The sequence below is a fragment of the Mesorhizobium helmanticense genome (assembly GCF_003034915.1).
Classification (GTDB): Bacteria; Pseudomonadota; Alphaproteobacteria; order Rhizobiales; family Rhizobiaceae; genus Mesorhizobium; species Mesorhizobium helmanticense.
In genome coordinates, this window is record NZ_PZJX01000040.1 from 116,073 (window position 1) to 132,998 (window position 16,926).

Here is a 16,926-nt window from a genome sequence, read left to right on the forward strand (position 1 = left end):
CCGAGGCCCTGCCAAGCCTTTGAAATCCGTTAGGAAATTGTTAATCTGTCACCGCGTGTTACCGTGGCCGGCCGACCGGTTATCGATACCAACGGAAAGAAGGCCAGCGTCTGCTCTTCGCAGGTTACGGCCACAACGCTGTTCGATCGATCGATATCGAGGCCTTTCGGCCCGCCTTCCTCGGCACTGGCCCTGCCCCGCGCAAACGTTTCATCGTCAATAACGGCGATCGAGTGGGAGGGCATGCGGCAGCCGCTCCAGCCGGCATCGCCATCGTAGACGTGAAGCATCGGACTGCCTGCATCGGCAACCAGGATCTGCCGGTCATCGCCGGTGAAACGCAGGCCATGCGGATAGTTCACGTTCTGCAGGATCCCGGCGGGTTCGGTGTCCGGTCCAAGCGACGCGGACATGCTATAAATCTTCACATCCTTGGTGCCGTGGCTGCTGACGGCGACCCACTGGCCATCGTGGCTGAGCGCAATGCCGTCCGGAATATCGAGGCCATGCTTGAGAAGCAGCTGGTTGCTGCTGGCGCGATATCCCCACCACCGGTTGACGACGTGCCGAGTTACCCGGTTTCTGTAGTTGTTGCAGACGAGAAGGCTGACCCGACCCCACGACTCGCGCCGAACGGCCACCGAACCAGGCGTTTTCAACTTGCAGAACAGGCCGCCTTTGATCTGGCGAATAGGTGCGATTTCGCACTGGCGGCCGGCCGGATCTCCCGAGGGCAAGGCGAATATCGCAATCAACCCATCGCGATTGGCGACTACCAGGGTCCGGTCATCGATGAAATCGAGGCCGTGGACTTCACCCATGCTTGCCGACGTCAACTCCATGAAATCATGGATTGTGATTTGCGGGCCACTTGGCGCCGATATGACATCGATCCGCAGCACCAGACAGCGTTTTCGTGCAAATCCTGCAATTGCCAGCAGCCGATTGTCCGGCGAAAAGCGCAGATCTTCCGTGCGCCCGATCGCTGAAAGCGCAGCGCGGACAGCTTTACTGGCTTTGAAGTCGATCCGAGGCGTCACCGGAGAGTGGGACCCGAAGGATGATGGAAGGTGGGTCATCTGCACCCTGGTGCACCTGACCGACGCGATCAGTTCTGCTGGATCGAAATGCCCTTGTCGTCGATCTTGAGCTCCACGCCCTTCGGCTTGGTCTGCTCGCGGTAGACATAGATGCCGAGCGCTATGACCACGACCAGAAGCGCGCCAACGAGAAGATAGAGCGTGTTCTGTTTCATGGCGCGCCCTTTTTCATATTGAACATCACGCTCGCTTCAGGACCTTGACCAGCACTAGCAGGATGACGGCGCCGATCGTGGCGTTGATGATGGCGGCGATGGTGCCGCCGCCAATGGCGAAGCCCAACCTTGGGAAAAGCCAGCCGGCGATCAAGGCCCCGACGATGCCGACGACGATGTTGCCGATCAATCCGAAGCCGAAACCCGAGACGATGAGGCCGGCGAGCCAGCCGGCGATGGCTCCGATGATGATGAAGACGAGAAGGCTTTCGATACCCATAGAGCGTTCCTCCGCGAGAAGAGGCTGCAGCGGAAAATCCGAATCAGCCTCGATATCAACGGCTTCAAGCTATGCGAAAGTGGCCGGTCCCGCCAGCGGCGGCGTCATTCGTCGTCGCTGTCTTCGGAGGTCGGCCGCCAGCTCGTCGGCTCGACCCTCTTTTGCGTGTCGCTGTCGATATAGGTCCACCAGCCCGCATCGCGATACTGCGCGATGGATTCGTTGATCACGCTGTTGCTGTCTTTCCAGTAGACGGTGACCTTGGAACCGTCCTTCGGCGCTGTCTCGATTGGTTGACGGGCAGCCATCTCATCCCCTCCATGGACCGACGGAACGCCGGGGAGCACACCCGGTTCCATCATCAACTATGTGCAAAAATATCCTCTTCGTCCCAGCCCATCAGGTCGAGCTTGGCACGCGTCGGCAGGAAGCGGAAGCAGGCGTCTGCTTCCTTGGTCCGGTTCTCGCGCGCCAGCCGAGCGCTCAGCACGTCGCGCAGCCGGTGCAGGTACAGCACGTCGGAGGCGGCGTATTCGAGCTGTTCGGGCGACAATGTCTCCGCCGCCCAGTCCGACGATTGCTGCGCCTTCGACAGGCCGACACCAAGCAGTTCGAAGCAGATGTCCTTCAGCCCGTGCCGGTCGGTATAGGTGCGGGTGAGCCGCGAGGCGATCTTGGTGCAGAACACCGGCTCCGCCATGACGCCGAAGGCGTTGTAAAGCACTGCCAGGTCGAAGCGGCCGTAGTGGAACAGCTTGGTCACATTGCGGTTCCTCAACAGGCTGACCAGGTTCGGCGCCTTCTTCTGGCCCGGCGCGATCTGGATGACGTCGGCCGAGCCGTCGCCCGGCGAGATCTGCACCACGCACAGCCGGTCGCGATGCGGGTTCAGCCCCAGCGTCTCCGTGTCGATGGCGACCGCCCCGACATTGTAGTGCGAAAGGTCGGGCAGGTCATTTTTGTGGAAGCGGATGTCGCTCATCGTCTTCTCCGGTGAGGGCGTGCATCGTCCTCGCCGCGATCCGATCAAAAATCAACAAAAAGTTGATTTTTCACGTCATTGTTGATTCTCAGCTGGTCAGCGCATCGAGAATGCGCGCCCATGAGCGCTGTCCCTTGTGGAAGGAACTCATCTCGTATTTCTCATTGGGCGAATGGATGCGGTCGTCATCGAGGCCGAACCCGACCAGCAGGGATTCGATGCCGAGATAGGTCTGGAAATCACCAACCACCGGGATCGAGCCGCCGCTCCCCGTGGTCACCGCCGGCTTCGGCCATTCGTCGGACAGCGCGTCCTTGGCTTTGGCGAGGAACGGCGAGTCGTAGGAGAGCTGGATTGCCGGCGAACCGCCATGCGGATGGAATTCGACGGAACAATCGGCCGGAATCCGCTCCCTGACGAACTTCTCGAAGGCGGCGCGGATCTTCTCGGGGTCTTGCTTGTGGACCAGACGGAACGACACCTTCGCCGAGGCTTCCGCGGCAATCACCGTCTTGAACCCCTTGCCGGTATAGCCGCCGGTGATGCCGTTGAATTCGGCCGTCGGCCGCGCCCAGGTGAGTTCGAGCACCGAGCGGCCCTTTTCGCCCGAGGGGATCGACAGGCCGACCGGCCCAAGGAAGGTCTCGGCGGTCTCGCCAAGAGTTTCCCACGATTTCAGCACCTGCGAAGGCGTCTCCTCGACGCCGTCATAAAAACCCGGAATGGTGACGTGGCCGTCCTTGTCGTGGATGTCGCCCAGGATCCTGGCCAGGATGCGGATCGGATTGGCGGCGGCACCGCCGTAGAGACCGGAATGCAGGTCGCGGTCGGCGGCTTTCACCGTGATCTCCTCGCCGACCAGCCCGCGCAGCGAAACGCAGATCGAGGGCGTATCGCGGTCCCACATGCCGGTGTCGCAGACAAGCGCGAAATCGGCCTTGAGCTCGGCCGCGTTTGCCTCGAGGAACGGCTTCAGCGACGGCGAGCCGGACTCCTCCTCGCCCTCGAACAGGATGGTGATGCGGCACGGCAGGCGGCCATGGACCTGCTTCCAGGCGCGGCAGGCTTCGACGAAGGTCATCAACTGCCCCTTGTCGTCGGCCGAACCGCGCCCGGTGATCACCTTGTGGCCGGGCTCGATCTCCTTGACGGCGGGCGCGAACGGGTCGTTTTCCCAAAGCTCGATCGGGTCGACCGGCTGCACGTCATAATGGCCGTAGAACAGCACATGCGGCGCGCCCGCCGGGCCTTCGTGATGCGCCACCACCATCGGATGTCCTGGCGTGTCGCGCACGCCGGCGTCGAAACCGATCAGCCCGAGCTCCGCGACCAGCCATTCCGCCGCTTTGCGACACTCCGCGGCATAGGCCGGATCGGTGGAAATCGACTTGATGCTGAGCAGGCCGAACAGCCGCTCCAGGCTCTGATCGAGATTGCTGTCGAGACGGTCGAGGACGGGGGAAACTGCGGACATTTTTCAAGCCTTTCGATTCAGAACCGGCACCGTAAAGGCAGGACTGGAAAACGAAAAGCCCGTGATCGTTGGACCACAGCCTCGGTGAATGCCTGGCAAAAGGCAAAAAAATGCCGCCGTGGTGGAGGGGAACCACGGCGGCCTTTTACTCGAAACGATGCGGCAGCCCGGAGAGGGGGGATAGGCTGCCGCAAGTGTCCGGGATAGGCGGGGGACGGGCCTTGCTCCGGACTTCGGCGAAAACTGCCGATGACGTCTATTTGTGTCTTCGAACGTGGCGATTCAAGGGCGTGAAAATTACACTTTTGTAACGTGCGCGTGATCGGCCCAGCCCTCGGGTTGGAAACTCCATCAGGTGGCCAGTTCTGTCAGGGTGTTGCCGGAACCGGTGATCAGCGCCGCCTTTGGCATGGACCGCAACGCCGCGCCGCGCTATCCCTGCCGGCATGAAAAAAGGCGATCATCTCTTTCTTGTCGACGGCTCCGGCTACATTTTTCGCGCCTATCACGCGCTGCCGCCGCTCAACCGCAAATCGGACGGCTTGCCGACCAATGCCGTGCTCGGCTTCTGCAATATGGTATGGAAGCTGATGCAGGATGCCCGCAATACCGACGTTGGCGTGGTGCCGACGCATTTCGCGGTCATCTTCGACTATTCGTCGAAGACCTTCCGTAACGACCTCTACCCCGAATACAAGGCCAATCGCTCGGCTCCGCCCGAGGATCTGATCCCGCAATTCGGCCTGATCCGCCAGGCGACGACGGCCTTCAACCTGCCCTGCATTGAAATGGAAGGGTTCGAGGCCGACGACCTCATCGCTACCTATTGCCGGCTCGCCTGCGAGGTCGGCGGCGACACCACCATCATCTCGTCCGACAAGGACCTGATGCAGTTGGTCGGCGCTACCGTCGGTATGTACGACCCGATGAAGGACCGCCAGATCGGCATTCCCGAAGTCATCGAGAAATGGGGCGTGCCGCCGGAAAAGATGATCGACCTGCAGGCGCTGACCGGCGACTCCGTCGACAACGTGCCGGGCGTGCCCGGCATCGGCCCGAAGACGGCGGCGCAATTGCTCGAACAGTTCGGCGATCTCGACGGCCTGCTCGCCCGCGCCGGCGAGATCAAGCAGGACAAGCGGCGGGAATCGATCATTGCCAATGCCGACAAGGCGCGCATTTCACGCGAGCTGGTGACGTTGAAAAAGGATGTGCCGGTTGTCGAAGGGCTCGACAATTTCGTCCTTCATGCGCCCGACGGACCGAAGCTGATCGGCTTCCTCAAGACCATGGAATTCACCACGCTGTCCCGCCGTGTCGGTGAAGCGACCGGAACCGAGGTCGGCGATGTCCAGGCCGTTGCGGTCACCATCGAACGCGCCGACACCGCGCATGGCCCCGATGTCGGGTCTGGAGCGCCGGCAGCCGCCGAAAACGCGGCTGGTGCCGGGCCTGACGAAGCGGCGTCCGCCAAGGCGCAGGCACCCTCGCAAGGCGACACCCCCTCCCTGCTCTCGGCGCTGCGCCTGGAGGCAGCTTCCGCTGGCAAGGTCGATGCATCAGCCTATGTCGCCATCCGCGATACCGCGATGCTGAAAGCCTGGTTGGCGGAGGCGAAGGAGACAGGTGTCGTCGCCTTCGATACGCAGACCACCTCGTCGGACCCGATGCTAGCCGACCTCGTCGGTTTCTCCATGGCCATCGCGCCAGGCCGCGCCGCCTATGTGCCGCTCGCCCACACGAGCGGAGACGGCGACCTGCTTGGCGGCGGGCTGATCGAGAACCAGGTCCCGGTCCGCGAGGCGCTGGCCCTCCTGAAACCCTTGCTCGAGGATCGCTCCGTCCTCAAGATCGTGCAGGACGTCAAGTGCGACATCGTCGTCATGAGCCGCCATGGCATCGACGTCGCGCCCTTCGACGACACCATGCTGATCTCCTACGTGCTCGACGCTGGAACCGGCCATCACACCTTGGCGGCTCTTTCCGAAAAATGGCTTGGCCATGCGACGACCCCGCTCAAGGATCTCGCTGGGTCGGGAAGAAGCTCCGTCGGTTTCGATCAGGTCGACATCGACAAGGCGACCGCCTACGCCGCCGGGCAAGCCGACGTGACGCTGAGGCTGTGGCGGGTGCTGAAGCCGCGACTTGCCGCAAAGGGCCTTGTCTCCGTCTACGAGCGTCTGGAGCGGCCGCTGGTGCCGGTGCTGGCGAGGATGGAGCAGCGCGGCATCTCGGTAGACCGGCAGATCCTGTCGCGGCTCTCCGGCGAGCTGGCGCAAGGTGCGGCACGGCTGGAAGAGGATATCTATGGACTCATTGGCGAGCGCATCAACATCGGCTCGCCCAAGCAGCTCGGCGATATCCTGTTTGGACGCATGGGCCTGCCGGGTGGTTCGAAAACCAAGACCGGACAGTGGTCGACCTCCGCGCAACTGCTGGAGGATCTCGCCGCCGAGGGTCATGAACTGCCCAGAAAAATCGTTGACTGGCGCCAGCTCACCAAGCTGAAATCGACCTACACCGATGCGTTGCCTGGTTTCATCCATCCCGACACCAGGCGCGTGCACACCTCATATGCGCTGGCCGCGACGACGACGGGCCGTCTGTCGTCCTCCGATCCCAATTTGCAGAACATCCCGGTGCGCACCGCCGAGGGCCGCAAGATCAGGACCGCCTTCATTGCCGACAAGGGCCACAAACTGGTCTCGGCCGACTACAGCCAGATCGAGCTGCGCGTGCTTGCCCATGTCGCCGAAATCCCGCAGCTCACGCAGGCTTTCGCCGACGGCGCCGACATCCACGCCATCACCGCCTCGGAGATGTTCAACGTGCCGGTCGAGGGCATGCCGTCAGAGGTGCGCCGCCGCGCCAAGGCGATCAATTTCGGCATCATCTACGGCATCTCGGCTTTCGGTCTGGCCAACCAGCTGTCGATCCCGCGCGAGGAAGCCAGCGCCTATATAAAGAAATATTTCGAACGCTTCCCCGGCATCCGCGACTATATCGAAGCGACCAAGGCCTATGCCCGCGAACACGGCTTTGTCGAAACCATTTTCGGCCGCCGCATTCATTACCCGGAGATACGCTCGTCGAATCCTTCGATCCGCGCCTTCAACGAGCGCGCCTCGATCAATGCGCGCCTGCAAGGCACCGCCGCCGACATCATCCGCCGCGCCATGGTGCATATGGACGAGGCGCTGGAGAAGGCAGGGCTCTCGGCCCGCATGCTGTTGCAGGTGCATGACGAGCTGATCTTCGAAACGGTGGAAGCCGAAGTCGAAGCGACGATTCCCGTCGTGCGCCAGGTGATGGAACACGCGCCGATGCCGGCGGTTTCAATGTCGGTGCCACTGCATGTCGACGCCCGCGCCGCCAGCAACTGGGACGAGGCGCATTAAGTCCAGGTTCAAGCCGCCTCGGCCAAACACTTGGCGCACGTCCCCCGAAACTCGATCACCGCCTTCTTGGCAGCGAATCCCGTGGAGCGCACCCATTCGTCCAGCCGGTGGCCGACATCGTGGTCGGACATTTCGGTCACTTGCCCGCATGTGTCGCAGATGGCGAAGGCGGTCATCGAATGGCTGTGGTCGTGCGGCTCGGCGCAGGCGACGAACGAGTTGAGGCTTTCGAGCCTGTGCACGAGACCGGACTTAACCAGCGTATCGAGCGCGCGATAGACCTGGAGCGGCGCCCGGAAACCACGCTCGCGCAGCTGGTCGAGCAACGTGTAGGCGCTGAGCGGCCCGCTGGCGGCCTCGAGTTTCTCAAGCACGCACAATTGGTTCTTCGTCAGCACATCCCTAGCCGCCATGATCCCGTTTCCAGCCTGTCTGCGCCATCTGCACGCCACGTCTGCATGCCAATGGATCCTCGTCCCTACCCAGATAGCGACGAACAGGCGTTTTTGCTACTGTTTCCGCCTGAAGGCTTCGTAGCGCAAAGGCGCGTCGCAGGCCGAGCGTGGCGCCGCATTCGAAATACCTGAGTGGGTACACGTTCGAATGAAAGACGGCGGGACCAAGCCCGCCGCCTTATATTTTGCCGGCTATTGATTACCGGTCACTTCCTCGGGGGGCCTTTGCGTTCGGCCGAGGCCGCCCACAGATTGATGTCGGCTTCGCGCGCGTAGGTGTCGATCTCGGCGAGTTCGGCATCACCGAAATCGAGCGCCTTCAGCGCGCCGGCGCAATCCTCGACCTGTTCCGGCCGGCTGGCGCCGATCAGCGCCGAGGTCACCCGGCCCTTGCGCAGCACCCAGGCCAAAGCCATCTGTGCCAGCGTCTGGCCGCGGCGGCCGGCAATCGCGTTCAGCGCCTTGATGTTGGTGATGGTCTTGTCGTTGATGAAAGCCGACTTCAGCGATTTGCCTTGTGAAGCGCGGCTGCCCTCGGGGATGCCGCCGAGATATTTGTCGGTCAGCATGCCTTGCGCCAGTGGCGAGAACACGATCGAGCCGACGCCGAGCCCTTCCAGCGTGTCGAGCAGTCCATCCTCCTCGACCCAGCGGTTGAGCATCGAATAGCTCGGCTGGTGGATGACGCAGGGCGTGCCGAGCTGCTTCAATATGTCGGCCGCTTCACGCGTGCGCTGCGAATTATAGGAGGAGATGCCGGCATAAAGAGCTTTGCCCGAGCGCACCGCATGGTCGAGCGCACCCATCGTCTCCTCCAGCGGGGTATCGGGGTCGAAGCGGTGCGAATAGAAAATGTCGACATAGTCGAGCCCCATCCGCTTCAGGCTCTGGTCGAGGCTGGCCAGCACATATTTGCGTCCGCCCCATTCACCGTAGGGTCCGGCCCACATTTCATAGCCCGCCTTGGTCGAGATGATCAGCTCGTCGCGATAGGCGGCAAAGTCGGCGCGCAGGATTTCACCGAAAGCGGTCTCGGCCGAGCCGGGCGGCGGGCCGTAATTGTTGGCAAGGTCGAAATGCGTAATGCCAAGGTCAAAGGCCTTGCGCACGATGGCCTGCTTGGTCTTGTGCGGCGTGTCGTTGCCGAAATTGTGCCAAAGCCCGAGCGAGATTGCCGGCAGCTTCAGGCCGGACCGCCCACAGCGGTTGTAGATCATCTTCTCGTAGCGGTTTTCGGCGGCGACATAGGGCATGGGAAATCCTCGTATCTGAACGGACCGAGGGCCGTCGTCGCGAATGTGACGAGGAGGCCCTGCGCGCCATCCTTACCCTCTCCCCAGGGCAACAGGGAGAGGGGCAATCAAAATTATCGATAATCGCTGCGGCTTATTTCTTCTTGGCCAGCAGCGCCTTCGCTTCCTCGATGCCGAGTGCGGCCGGCCGTTCGCAGCTCGTCTGCATGGCGACGAACTTGCCGGTCTCGCCGGAGAGCAATATGCCGGTCATGACGTCGACGGCATGCAGCGCCAGTTCCATCGAGCAGCGGTGCGGCCGCCCTTCGGTGATCGCCAATGCCATGTCGGCCAGGCCGGCGGTCCGGTAGTTGGCCATCATGCCGTGCGAATGCATCTCGTTGGCGACGCTGAACGGATGCTTCCATTTCGGCAGCTTCTTGACCGGCTTGGCCGCCTCGGTGAGACGCACTTCGCCACCGAAGAAATTCGGATCCGGCACGAACACCGTGCCCGCCTCGCCATAGAGCTCCATCGGCGCATGGCCATGGCTCCAGACGTCCCAGCTGGTATTGAGCGTCACCACGGCGCCATTCTCGAACTCCAGCAGACCGTGGATGGTCGTCGGCGTGGCGACCGGGATTTTTTCGCCCGCGCGCGGCTTGGACGAAATCGTCCGCTCTTTCGCCGGGATCGAGGCGAAGGCCGCGACTCGGCTGACCGGCCCGATCAACTGGATCAGATTGGTGATGTAATAGGGTCCGATATCGAGCACCGGTCCCGCGCCAGGCAGGAAGAAGAAATCCGGATTGGGATGCCAGTGCTCCATGCCGTGGCTCATCACATGGCAGGTGCCGCTGGTGATCTTGCCGAGCTTGCCGGTGTCGATCAGGTTGCGGACAAGCTGATGCGCGCCGCCGAGGAAGGTGTCGGGCGCCGAGCCGATGCGCAGCCCCTTTTTCTCTGCCCGTTTCTTCAGGTCGAGTCCTTCCTTGACCGACAGCACGAAGGGCTTTTCCGAATAGACGTGCTTGCCGGCATCGAGGATCTGCTTCGACACCGCGTAATGCACCGCCGGAATGGTGAGGTTGACGATGATGTCTATGTCGTCGTCCTTGAGCAGATCGTCGACGGTTTCCGCGTGCAGCTCGAATTCCTTCGCCCGCGCCTTCGCCGCCTCCATGTTGATGTCGGCGCAAGCCCGCATCTCGATGCCGCGGAACAGCGGGGCAAGCGAGAAATACGCCTTCGAGATATTGCCGCAGCCGATGACGCCGATACCCAGTTTTTTTGCCATGTTGGTTGTTCCTAGTAATTCTTGACGGATGCGATCGAGCGGCGGGCGAAACGCTCGACATCGTTGGGATTGTCCTGCTCCATGACGTAGTACTTGGCGGCGCTGTTGGCGCGCAATGCCTTGATCAGGCCGGCCCAATCGATGGTGCCGTGGCCGACATCCGACCAGCCGTCCTCGTCGAGCCCCTCGCCGGGCTTGGCCATGTCCTTGACGTGGACGGCGACGATGCGCTTGCCGTGCTTTTCGATCCACGGCAGCGGATCGCCACCGCCGCGCACCACCCAGGCGACGTCCATTTCCCAGCCGATGTCGGGAGCGGATGACAATATGTGGTCCTGCGGCACCGAGCCGTCGGCAAGCGTCTTGAATTCAAAATCATGGTTGTGCCAGGCAAAGCCGTAGCCGGCTTTCTCGGCGGTCTCGCCGACCTTGGCCAGACGCTCGCCGAAGTCGCGCCAGCCGGCCGCGTCCGCCGGCCTGGCCTCTGCCACCAGATAGGGGCAGATCAGCAGTGTGATGCCGAGCACGTCGGCGATTTTTCGCACGCCGTCGAAATCCTTCTCCAGCGCGTCGATCGAGAAATGCCCGGTCGGCATGGCAAGCCCGTTCTTGTCGAGCTCGGCGCGGAAGGATTTGGGATCGTCATAGACGCCGCCAAAGCCTTCGACTTGCGCGTAGCCGAGCTCGCCAAGCGTCTTCAGCACGCCCTCCCAGGGCAGGAAATTGCGGGCGCTGTAAAGTTGGAATGACCAGTTCATCGTCTCTGTCCGTTTTCTTGGGGGGATGGATCTCTTAGGGAGTTTAAAGGCGGTTGCCGGTTTTGGCATCGAACAGCGAGGCGCGCATCGGATCGAAACCGATGCTCACCGTGTCCGCATTGTTTGGCGTGCGTTCCGACGTCACCCTGACGGTGAAATTCTGCCCGCCGAGCTTCAGCCACACCAGCGTGTCGGAGCCCATCGGTTCGACGACTTCGACACTTGTCGTCGCGGTAAACGGCCAGCCCGCCCCGCTGTTGAAGGCGACATGTTCGGGGCGGATGCCGAACACCGCCGGCCCCGGCGTCGGCTCCTTCTCGAACGTGTAGGTCGCGAGCGGGATACGCACATCCTCGACGGCGAAATACCAGTCGCCTTTGTCCTTCTCCAGCCTGCCTTCCAAGAAATTCATCGCCGGCGAGCCAAGGAAGCCGGCAACAAACCGGTTGACCGGCCGGTTGTAGATCGTCTGGGGCGCATCGAGCTGCTGGATGACGCCGCCCTTCATCACCGCGATGCGGTCGGCCAGCGTCATGGCCTCGATCTGGTCGTGGGTGACGTAGATCATCGTGTTCTCAAGCTTGCGATGCAGAAGCTTGATCTCGACGCGCAGTTCGGAGCGCAGCTTGGCGTCGAGATTGGAGAGCGGCTCGTCGAACAGGAAGACATCGACGTCGCGCACCAGCGCCCGCCCGATCGCGACGCGTTGGCGCTGGCCACCGGACAGGGCGGCAGGCTTGCGCTGCAGCAGCGGCTCGATCTGCAGGATTTCCGCGGCGCGCGCGATGCGCTTGGCGATCTCGTCCTTGGCCAGGCCGGCGACGCGCAGGCCGAAGGAGAGATTTCTTTCCACCGTCATTTGCGGATAGAGCGCGTAGGACTGGAACACCATGCCGATGCCGCGGTCCTTGGGCTCTTCCCAGGTGACGTTCTTGCCCTTGATGAAGATGCGGCCGTCCGAAATGTCGAGCAGGCCGGCGATGCAGTTGAGCAAGGTCGACTTGCCGCAGCCTGACGGCCCGAGCAGCACGATGAACTCGCCCTCGGCGACGTCGAGGTTGAGCGTCTCCAGCACCGAGATCGCGCCGAAATTCAGCGACAGGTCCTGGATCGACACGCTGGGGTTGGCTATTGCTGTCATCATCACCCTTTCACCGCGCCGGCGGCGATGCCGCGCACGAAGAGCTTGCCGGAAATGAAATAGACGATGAGCGGCACAAGGCCGGTCAGGATGGTGGCGGCCATGTTGACGTTGTATTCCTTCACGCCCTGCACCGAGTTGACGATGTTGTTGAGCTGCACCGTCATCGGATAGGTGTCGGGGCGGGTGTAGACGACGCCGAACAGAAAGTCGTTCCAGATGCCGGTCACCTGCAGGATGACGGCGACGACGAAGATCGGCAGCGACATCGGCAGCATGATCCTGAGATAGATGCCCCAGAAACCGGCGCCGTCGACGCGCGCCGCCCGGAACAGCTCCTCCGGCATGGAGGAGAAATAGTTGCGGAACAGGAGCGTCAGGATCGGCATGCCGAAAATGGAGTGGACGATTACCAGGCCGCTCAGGCTGCCATAGAGGCCGATCTCGCGCAGGATGATGACGATCGGATAGATCATCACCTGATAGGGGATGAAGGCGCCGACAATCAGGATGACAAAGAACGTGTCGGCGCCCTTGAAGCGCCAGTTGGCGAGTGCGTAGCCGTTCACCGAGGCAATGGCGATCGACAGGATCACCGAGGGAACGGTGATGCGCACCGAGTTCCAGAAGCCACGTGAGAGCCCGTCGCAGTTGAGCCCGGTGCAAGCCTGCGACCAGGCCTTCACCCATGGTTCGAAAGTGATCTCGAGCGGCGGCGAGAAGATGTTGCCGAGGCGTATCTCGGGCATGCCTTTGAGCGACGTGACGACCATCACATAGAGCGGCAGCAGATAGTAGAGCGCCACGACAATGAGCGTGCCATAAAGGAAAATGTTGCGGCGCGAGAATGTATGCCGCGGCTTCGGCCCACGCGGCCCCAAGGCTTCGCGCCCGATGGTGGCAGGGGGCAAGGAGACAGCCTGGTCAGACACGCTTCCTGCCTCCGAACTCGAGATAGGCCCACGGCACGATGACGATCATCACCGACAGCAGCATCATCGTCGAGGCGGCGAAGCCCTGGCCGAGATTCTGGGCGAAGAACATGTAGTCGTAGACATACTTTGCCGGCACTTCGGAAGCGATGCCGGGGCCGCCGCTGGTCTGGGCGACGACGAGGTCATAGACCTTGACGATGCCGGAGGCGATGATGACGAGCGTGGTGATGAAGACCGGCCGCATCATCGGGATGATGATGAACAGATAGGTTTTCCACATGGGTATCCCATCCACCCGCGCGGCCTTCCAGATGTCCTCGTCGATGCCGCGCAGGCCCGCCAGCATCAGGCACATGATGAGCCCGGTGCCTTGCCAGAGTGCCGCGATCGATATGCCGTAGATGACGATGCTGGAATCATAGAGCGGATTGAAGCTGAAGCTTTCCCAGCCGAGGCTTCGCACCACATGCTGTATACCGAAATCCGGATTGAGCAGCCATTGCCAGACGAGGCCGGTGACGATGAAGGAGAGCGCGAAGGGATAGAGGAAGATGGTGCGGAACGTGTCCTCGAAACGGATCTTCTGGTCGAGCAGCGCGGCAAGGACGAAACCGATCACCAGCGAGAACACCAGCGACAGCACGCCGTAGATCAAGAGGTTCTCGATCGAGACCAGCCAACGCGGCGTCGACCACAGCCGGTAATACTGGTCGAGCCCGACGAAGTTCAGCCGCGGCAGCAGCTTCGAGTTGGTGAAGGAATAAAGCACCGTCCAGGCGGTGCCGCCGACGAAGACCACCAGCGCGGTGAGGATCATCGGGATCGATGCGACCTTCGCATTGAGATTGCGAAAAAGCTGGTTGGGGCGTTCGCTCTTGCTCATCTCGACAGCCGGGCTGGATCGGAAGGGCGGCACGATCCCGGCCACGCGCTCGCGCGGCCGGGAGTGGGGCGATTGGTCGAAAGGTCAGTCGGCCGAGCCGACGATGTCGGCGAAGCGCTTCTGTGCCTCTTCCACTGTCATGTCGGGCTTGGCGAAGAATTCGGAGAAAAGATCCTCCTTCTGCTTCTGGGTATCCTGCGAGAGCAGCTGGTCCGTCCAGGGCATGACGCTGCCCTTGGCCAGGATGTCCAGGCCCTTCTTCATGCAGTCATTCGCCGCTTGCAGGTCGACATCGCCGCGCACCGGCAGCGAGCCCTTCTTGAGGTTGAAGGCGACCTGCGTCTTGGGATCGAGCAGGGTTTCGGCCAGTGCTTCCTGCGCCTTGGCCTTGTCGGCGTCCTTCAGCAGGGGGAAGTAGAAGGCGTCGCCGCCTGTGGCGATCACTTCATTCAGGCCAAGGCCCGGAAGGCAGGTGTAGTCCTTGCCCGCGGTCTGGCCGGCGACCTGGAACTCGCCCTGCGCCCAGTCGCCCATGATCTGGCCGCCGGCCTTGCCGGTGATGACGAGGTTGGTCGCCTGGTTCCAGTCCTGCACATTGGTGTTCTTCGCCATCTTGCGGGCATCGTCGGCGGCCTTGAAGACCTTGGCGACTTCGGGTCCGGCGGCGAATGTCGCGTCCTTGTCCTTGTAGACCTTGAGGAAGGCGTCGGTGCCGCCCACCGCCGCCAGCAGCACGTCGAAGGCGCCGGAGGACTGCCAGGGCTGCCCGCCGACGGCGAGCGGGATGATGCCTGCCTTCTCCAGCGCGGGAGCGGCGGCCACATATTCATTCCAGTTTTTCGGCACCGGCACGCCGGCTTTTTCGAAAGCCGCGTTCGACAGCCACAGCCACTGCCAGGAATGGATGTTGACCGGTACGCAATAGATCTTGCCGTCGATGGTGCAACTGTCGAGCAGGCTCTTCGGCCGCACGACTTCCGTCCATTTGCCCTTGGTGGCGATATCGGTGAGGTCGCGCATCAGCCCGGCCTGCACCAGTTCTTCGGCCTGGCGGCCGTGGTTGAACTGGGTCGCGCCCATCGGGTCGCCGCCGGTGATGCGGCTGATCATGATCGGCCGCGCGGTGCCGCCGGAACCGGCGATGGCGCCATCCACCCAGTGATTGCCGGTGGCATCGAAAGCCTTGGCCAGTTCGGCAACCGCCGCCGCCTCGCCGCCGGAAGTCCACCAATGGGTGACTTCCAGATCCGTCGCCGCCGCCGGGCCGGCAAGCTGCAACGCGGCCGTCGCTGCCAGCGCAGCAGTCATAAGTCTGTATCGCATTTCGGTTCCTCCCAGAATCTGAAACGTTACAGATTTTCGATACGGCAATTGCACGATGCGCGCAACCCCTCGGGTGAAAGGCGGTCGATATTTTTTCGAAACCCGAACAAAATCACATCGCCGAGCGCGCTTTTGTGCGCCGCAGCACACAGAACTGCGCCGCAAAATGACAAAAGCCGCCAAAGAGCTCGCTCGATACGCCTGGGGCACTGATTTCCAACGGTTTTCCATCCCAGGGGCACCGAGGCCATACGATACCTGTCAGGATCATTCCTCGCGCAGTCGTGACAATCTGTAACGTTTCAGTATATTGCAATTCAGATCGGCGGAGAATCGCGATGGAAGCGGTTCGCCGATTGCCGGCCTGCCCGGCAACTGCTATGCGCCTGACGGGCGGGACGAATGGACAGACATCAAACTGAGAAGGACGACGAGACGTCGGCGCCAGGCCGGCCGACGCTGAAGACGCTCGCCTTCATGACCGGGCTGGGCGTCACCACCGTGTCGCGCGCGCTCAAGGACGCGCCCGAGATCGGCGCCGAGACCAGGCGGCGCGTCCAGCTCGTCGCCAAGCAGATCGGCTATCGGCCGAACCGCGCCGGCGTGCGCCTGAGAACCGGCAAGACCAACGTCATCAGCCTCGTGCTCAACACCGAGCGCGAGATCATGAGCTTTGTCTCAGATATCATCTACGGCGTCTCGGAAGTGATCGCCGACACGCCCTATCACCTGATCGTCACGCCCTACTCACGCTCGCAGGATCCGCTCGACCCGATACGCTATCTCGTGGAGACCGGTTCCGCCGACGGCGTCATCATTTCACGCGCGCAGCCGAATGATCCCAGGGCCCGTTACATGCTGGAGCGCGGCATCCCCTTCGCCACGCATGGCCGCACCGACATGGGGCTCGTTCACCCATATCATGATTTCGACAATTACGCTTTCGCGACCGAAGCGGTGCGCCATCTCGCCGGCATCGGCCGCCGCAGGCTGGCTCTGCTGGCGCCGCCTGTCGGCCTGACCTATCACGGCCACACGGTGAACGGCTTCACCGATGCGCTGAGCGAGGTCGGCGCCAGCGAGGTGCCGTTCAACACCGTTTCGATCGACCATTCGATCGAGCAGATCAGGATGAGGACGGCGCAGGTGATGCGCCGCCAGGACCGGCCGGACGGCTTCGTCAGCAGCGCCGCCGCCGCGACGCTCGCCGTCGTCGCCGGCATCGAGGACGCCGGCCTGAAGCTCGGCCGCGATGTTGACGTGGTGTCCAAACAGTCGTCGGAACTATTGCATCTGTTCCGACGCGAATTGCTGGTCGTCAACGAGAACTTCCGGCTGGCCGGCTCCGAGCTCGCCCGCGCCGTGCTGGGCTGGATCGGCGGCGCGGAACCTGGCTCCTTGCAAAGCCTGAGCGCGCCGGGCGAAGTTCTGGCCTATCGCCGCTCCGGCTAGAGCGGGATATGTCCAAATTGAACTGGCATCCGGCTCCATCTATTTGCCTTAGCCGCATTCT

16 protein-coding genes are annotated in these 16,926 nt (G+C 62.4%); 2 read left to right on the forward strand and 14 right to left on the reverse strand.

Features of this window, described 5'->3' with window-relative positions:
• Positions 1-29: 29 nt before the first annotated feature.
• The 6 genes from C9427_RS22000 to C9427_RS22025 form a co-directional block, all read right to left on the reverse strand.
• On the reverse strand, positions 30-1,079 hold the full coding sequence (locus C9427_RS22000) for an NHL repeat-containing protein (RefSeq protein WP_107651196.1): 1,050 nt from the start codon (positions 1,077-1,079) through the stop codon (positions 30-32).
• A 29-nt stretch (positions 1,080-1,108) separates the two neighbouring features.
• Positions 1,109-1,255: a hypothetical protein gene (locus tag C9427_RS22005; protein WP_097574303.1), complete on the reverse strand. Its 147-nt coding sequence runs from the start codon at positions 1,253-1,255 to the stop codon at positions 1,109-1,111.
• 25 nt (positions 1,256-1,280) lie between these two features.
• Complete coding sequence (locus C9427_RS22010; protein ID WP_097574305.1) at positions 1,281-1,535, reverse strand: GlsB/YeaQ/YmgE family stress response membrane protein; 255 nt, start codon at positions 1,533-1,535, stop codon at positions 1,281-1,283.
• 104 nt (positions 1,536-1,639) lie between these two features.
• On the reverse strand, positions 1,640-1,843 hold the full coding sequence (locus tag C9427_RS22015; protein ID WP_107651265.1) for a hypothetical protein: 204 nt from the start codon (positions 1,841-1,843) through the stop codon (positions 1,640-1,642).
• Between the two features lie 53 nt (positions 1,844-1,896).
• Positions 1,897-2,517: a ribonuclease D gene (locus C9427_RS22020; RefSeq protein WP_107651197.1), complete on the reverse strand. Its 621-nt coding sequence runs from the start codon at positions 2,515-2,517 to the stop codon at positions 1,897-1,899.
• Between the two features lie 88 nt (positions 2,518-2,605).
• Positions 2,606-3,991, reverse strand: coding sequence for a M20/M25/M40 family metallo-hydrolase (locus tag C9427_RS22025; protein ID WP_107651198.1), 1,386 nt, complete (start codon positions 3,989-3,991; stop codon positions 2,606-2,608).
• Positions 3,992-4,437: 446 nt separating this feature from the next.
• Here C9427_RS22025 and polA point away from each other — a divergent pair, with 446 nt between their 5' ends.
• On the forward strand, positions 4,438-7,389 hold the full coding sequence (gene polA, locus C9427_RS22030; RefSeq protein ID WP_167434440.1) for a DNA polymerase I: 2,952 nt from the start codon (positions 4,438-4,440) through the stop codon (positions 7,387-7,389).
• Positions 7,390-7,397: 8 nt separating this feature from the next.
• On the opposite strand, the gene C9427_RS22035 is transcribed toward polA, so the two are convergent.
• From C9427_RS22035 to C9427_RS22070, 8 genes are all read right to left on the reverse strand, one after another.
• On the reverse strand, positions 7,398-7,802 hold the full coding sequence (locus C9427_RS22035; RefSeq protein ID WP_107651200.1) for a Fur family transcriptional regulator: 405 nt from the start codon (positions 7,800-7,802) through the stop codon (positions 7,398-7,400).
• A 248-nt stretch (positions 7,803-8,050) separates the two neighbouring features.
• Entirely contained in the window at positions 8,051-9,097 is a 1,047-nt protein-coding gene (gene mgrA / locus C9427_RS22040) for an L-glyceraldehyde 3-phosphate reductase (RefSeq protein WP_107651201.1), read from the reverse strand.
• Positions 9,098-9,230: 133 nt separating this feature from the next.
• Positions 9,231-10,373 carry a Gfo/Idh/MocA family protein gene (locus C9427_RS22045; RefSeq protein WP_107651202.1) on the reverse strand — a complete coding sequence of 381 codons (1,143 nt, stop codon included), beginning with the start codon at positions 10,371-10,373 and terminating at the stop codon, positions 9,231-9,233.
• Between the two features lie 11 nt (positions 10,374-10,384).
• Positions 10,385-11,131: a sugar phosphate isomerase/epimerase family protein gene (locus C9427_RS22050; protein ID WP_107651203.1), complete on the reverse strand. Its 747-nt coding sequence runs from the start codon at positions 11,129-11,131 to the stop codon at positions 10,385-10,387.
• Positions 11,132-11,174: 43 nt separating this feature from the next.
• Positions 11,175-12,272, reverse strand: coding sequence for an ABC transporter ATP-binding protein (locus C9427_RS22055; RefSeq protein WP_107651266.1), 1,098 nt, complete (start codon positions 12,270-12,272; stop codon positions 11,175-11,177).
• Between the two features lie 2 nt (positions 12,273-12,274).
• Positions 12,275-13,204: a carbohydrate ABC transporter permease gene (locus C9427_RS22060; RefSeq protein WP_107651204.1), complete on the reverse strand. Its 930-nt coding sequence runs from the start codon at positions 13,202-13,204 to the stop codon at positions 12,275-12,277.
• Positions 13,197-14,090 (reverse strand): carbohydrate ABC transporter permease, encoded by an 894-nt coding sequence (locus C9427_RS22065; protein ID WP_107651267.1) that lies wholly within the window; start codon positions 14,088-14,090, stop codon positions 13,197-13,199. The genes C9427_RS22060 and C9427_RS22065 overlap by 8 nt, the downstream gene beginning before the upstream one ends.
• An 84-nt stretch (positions 14,091-14,174) precedes the next feature.
• Entirely contained in the window at positions 14,175-15,413 is a 1,239-nt protein-coding gene (locus C9427_RS22070; protein ID WP_107651205.1) for an ABC transporter substrate-binding protein, read from the reverse strand.
• Positions 15,414-15,815: 402 nt separating this feature from the next.
• Between C9427_RS22070 and C9427_RS22075 the strand changes: the two genes are divergently transcribed.
• Positions 15,816-16,865: a LacI family transcriptional regulator gene (locus tag C9427_RS22075; RefSeq protein WP_107651206.1), complete on the forward strand. Its 1,050-nt coding sequence runs from the start codon at positions 15,816-15,818 to the stop codon at positions 16,863-16,865.
• The last annotated feature ends 61 nt before the right edge of the window (positions 16,866-16,926 follow it).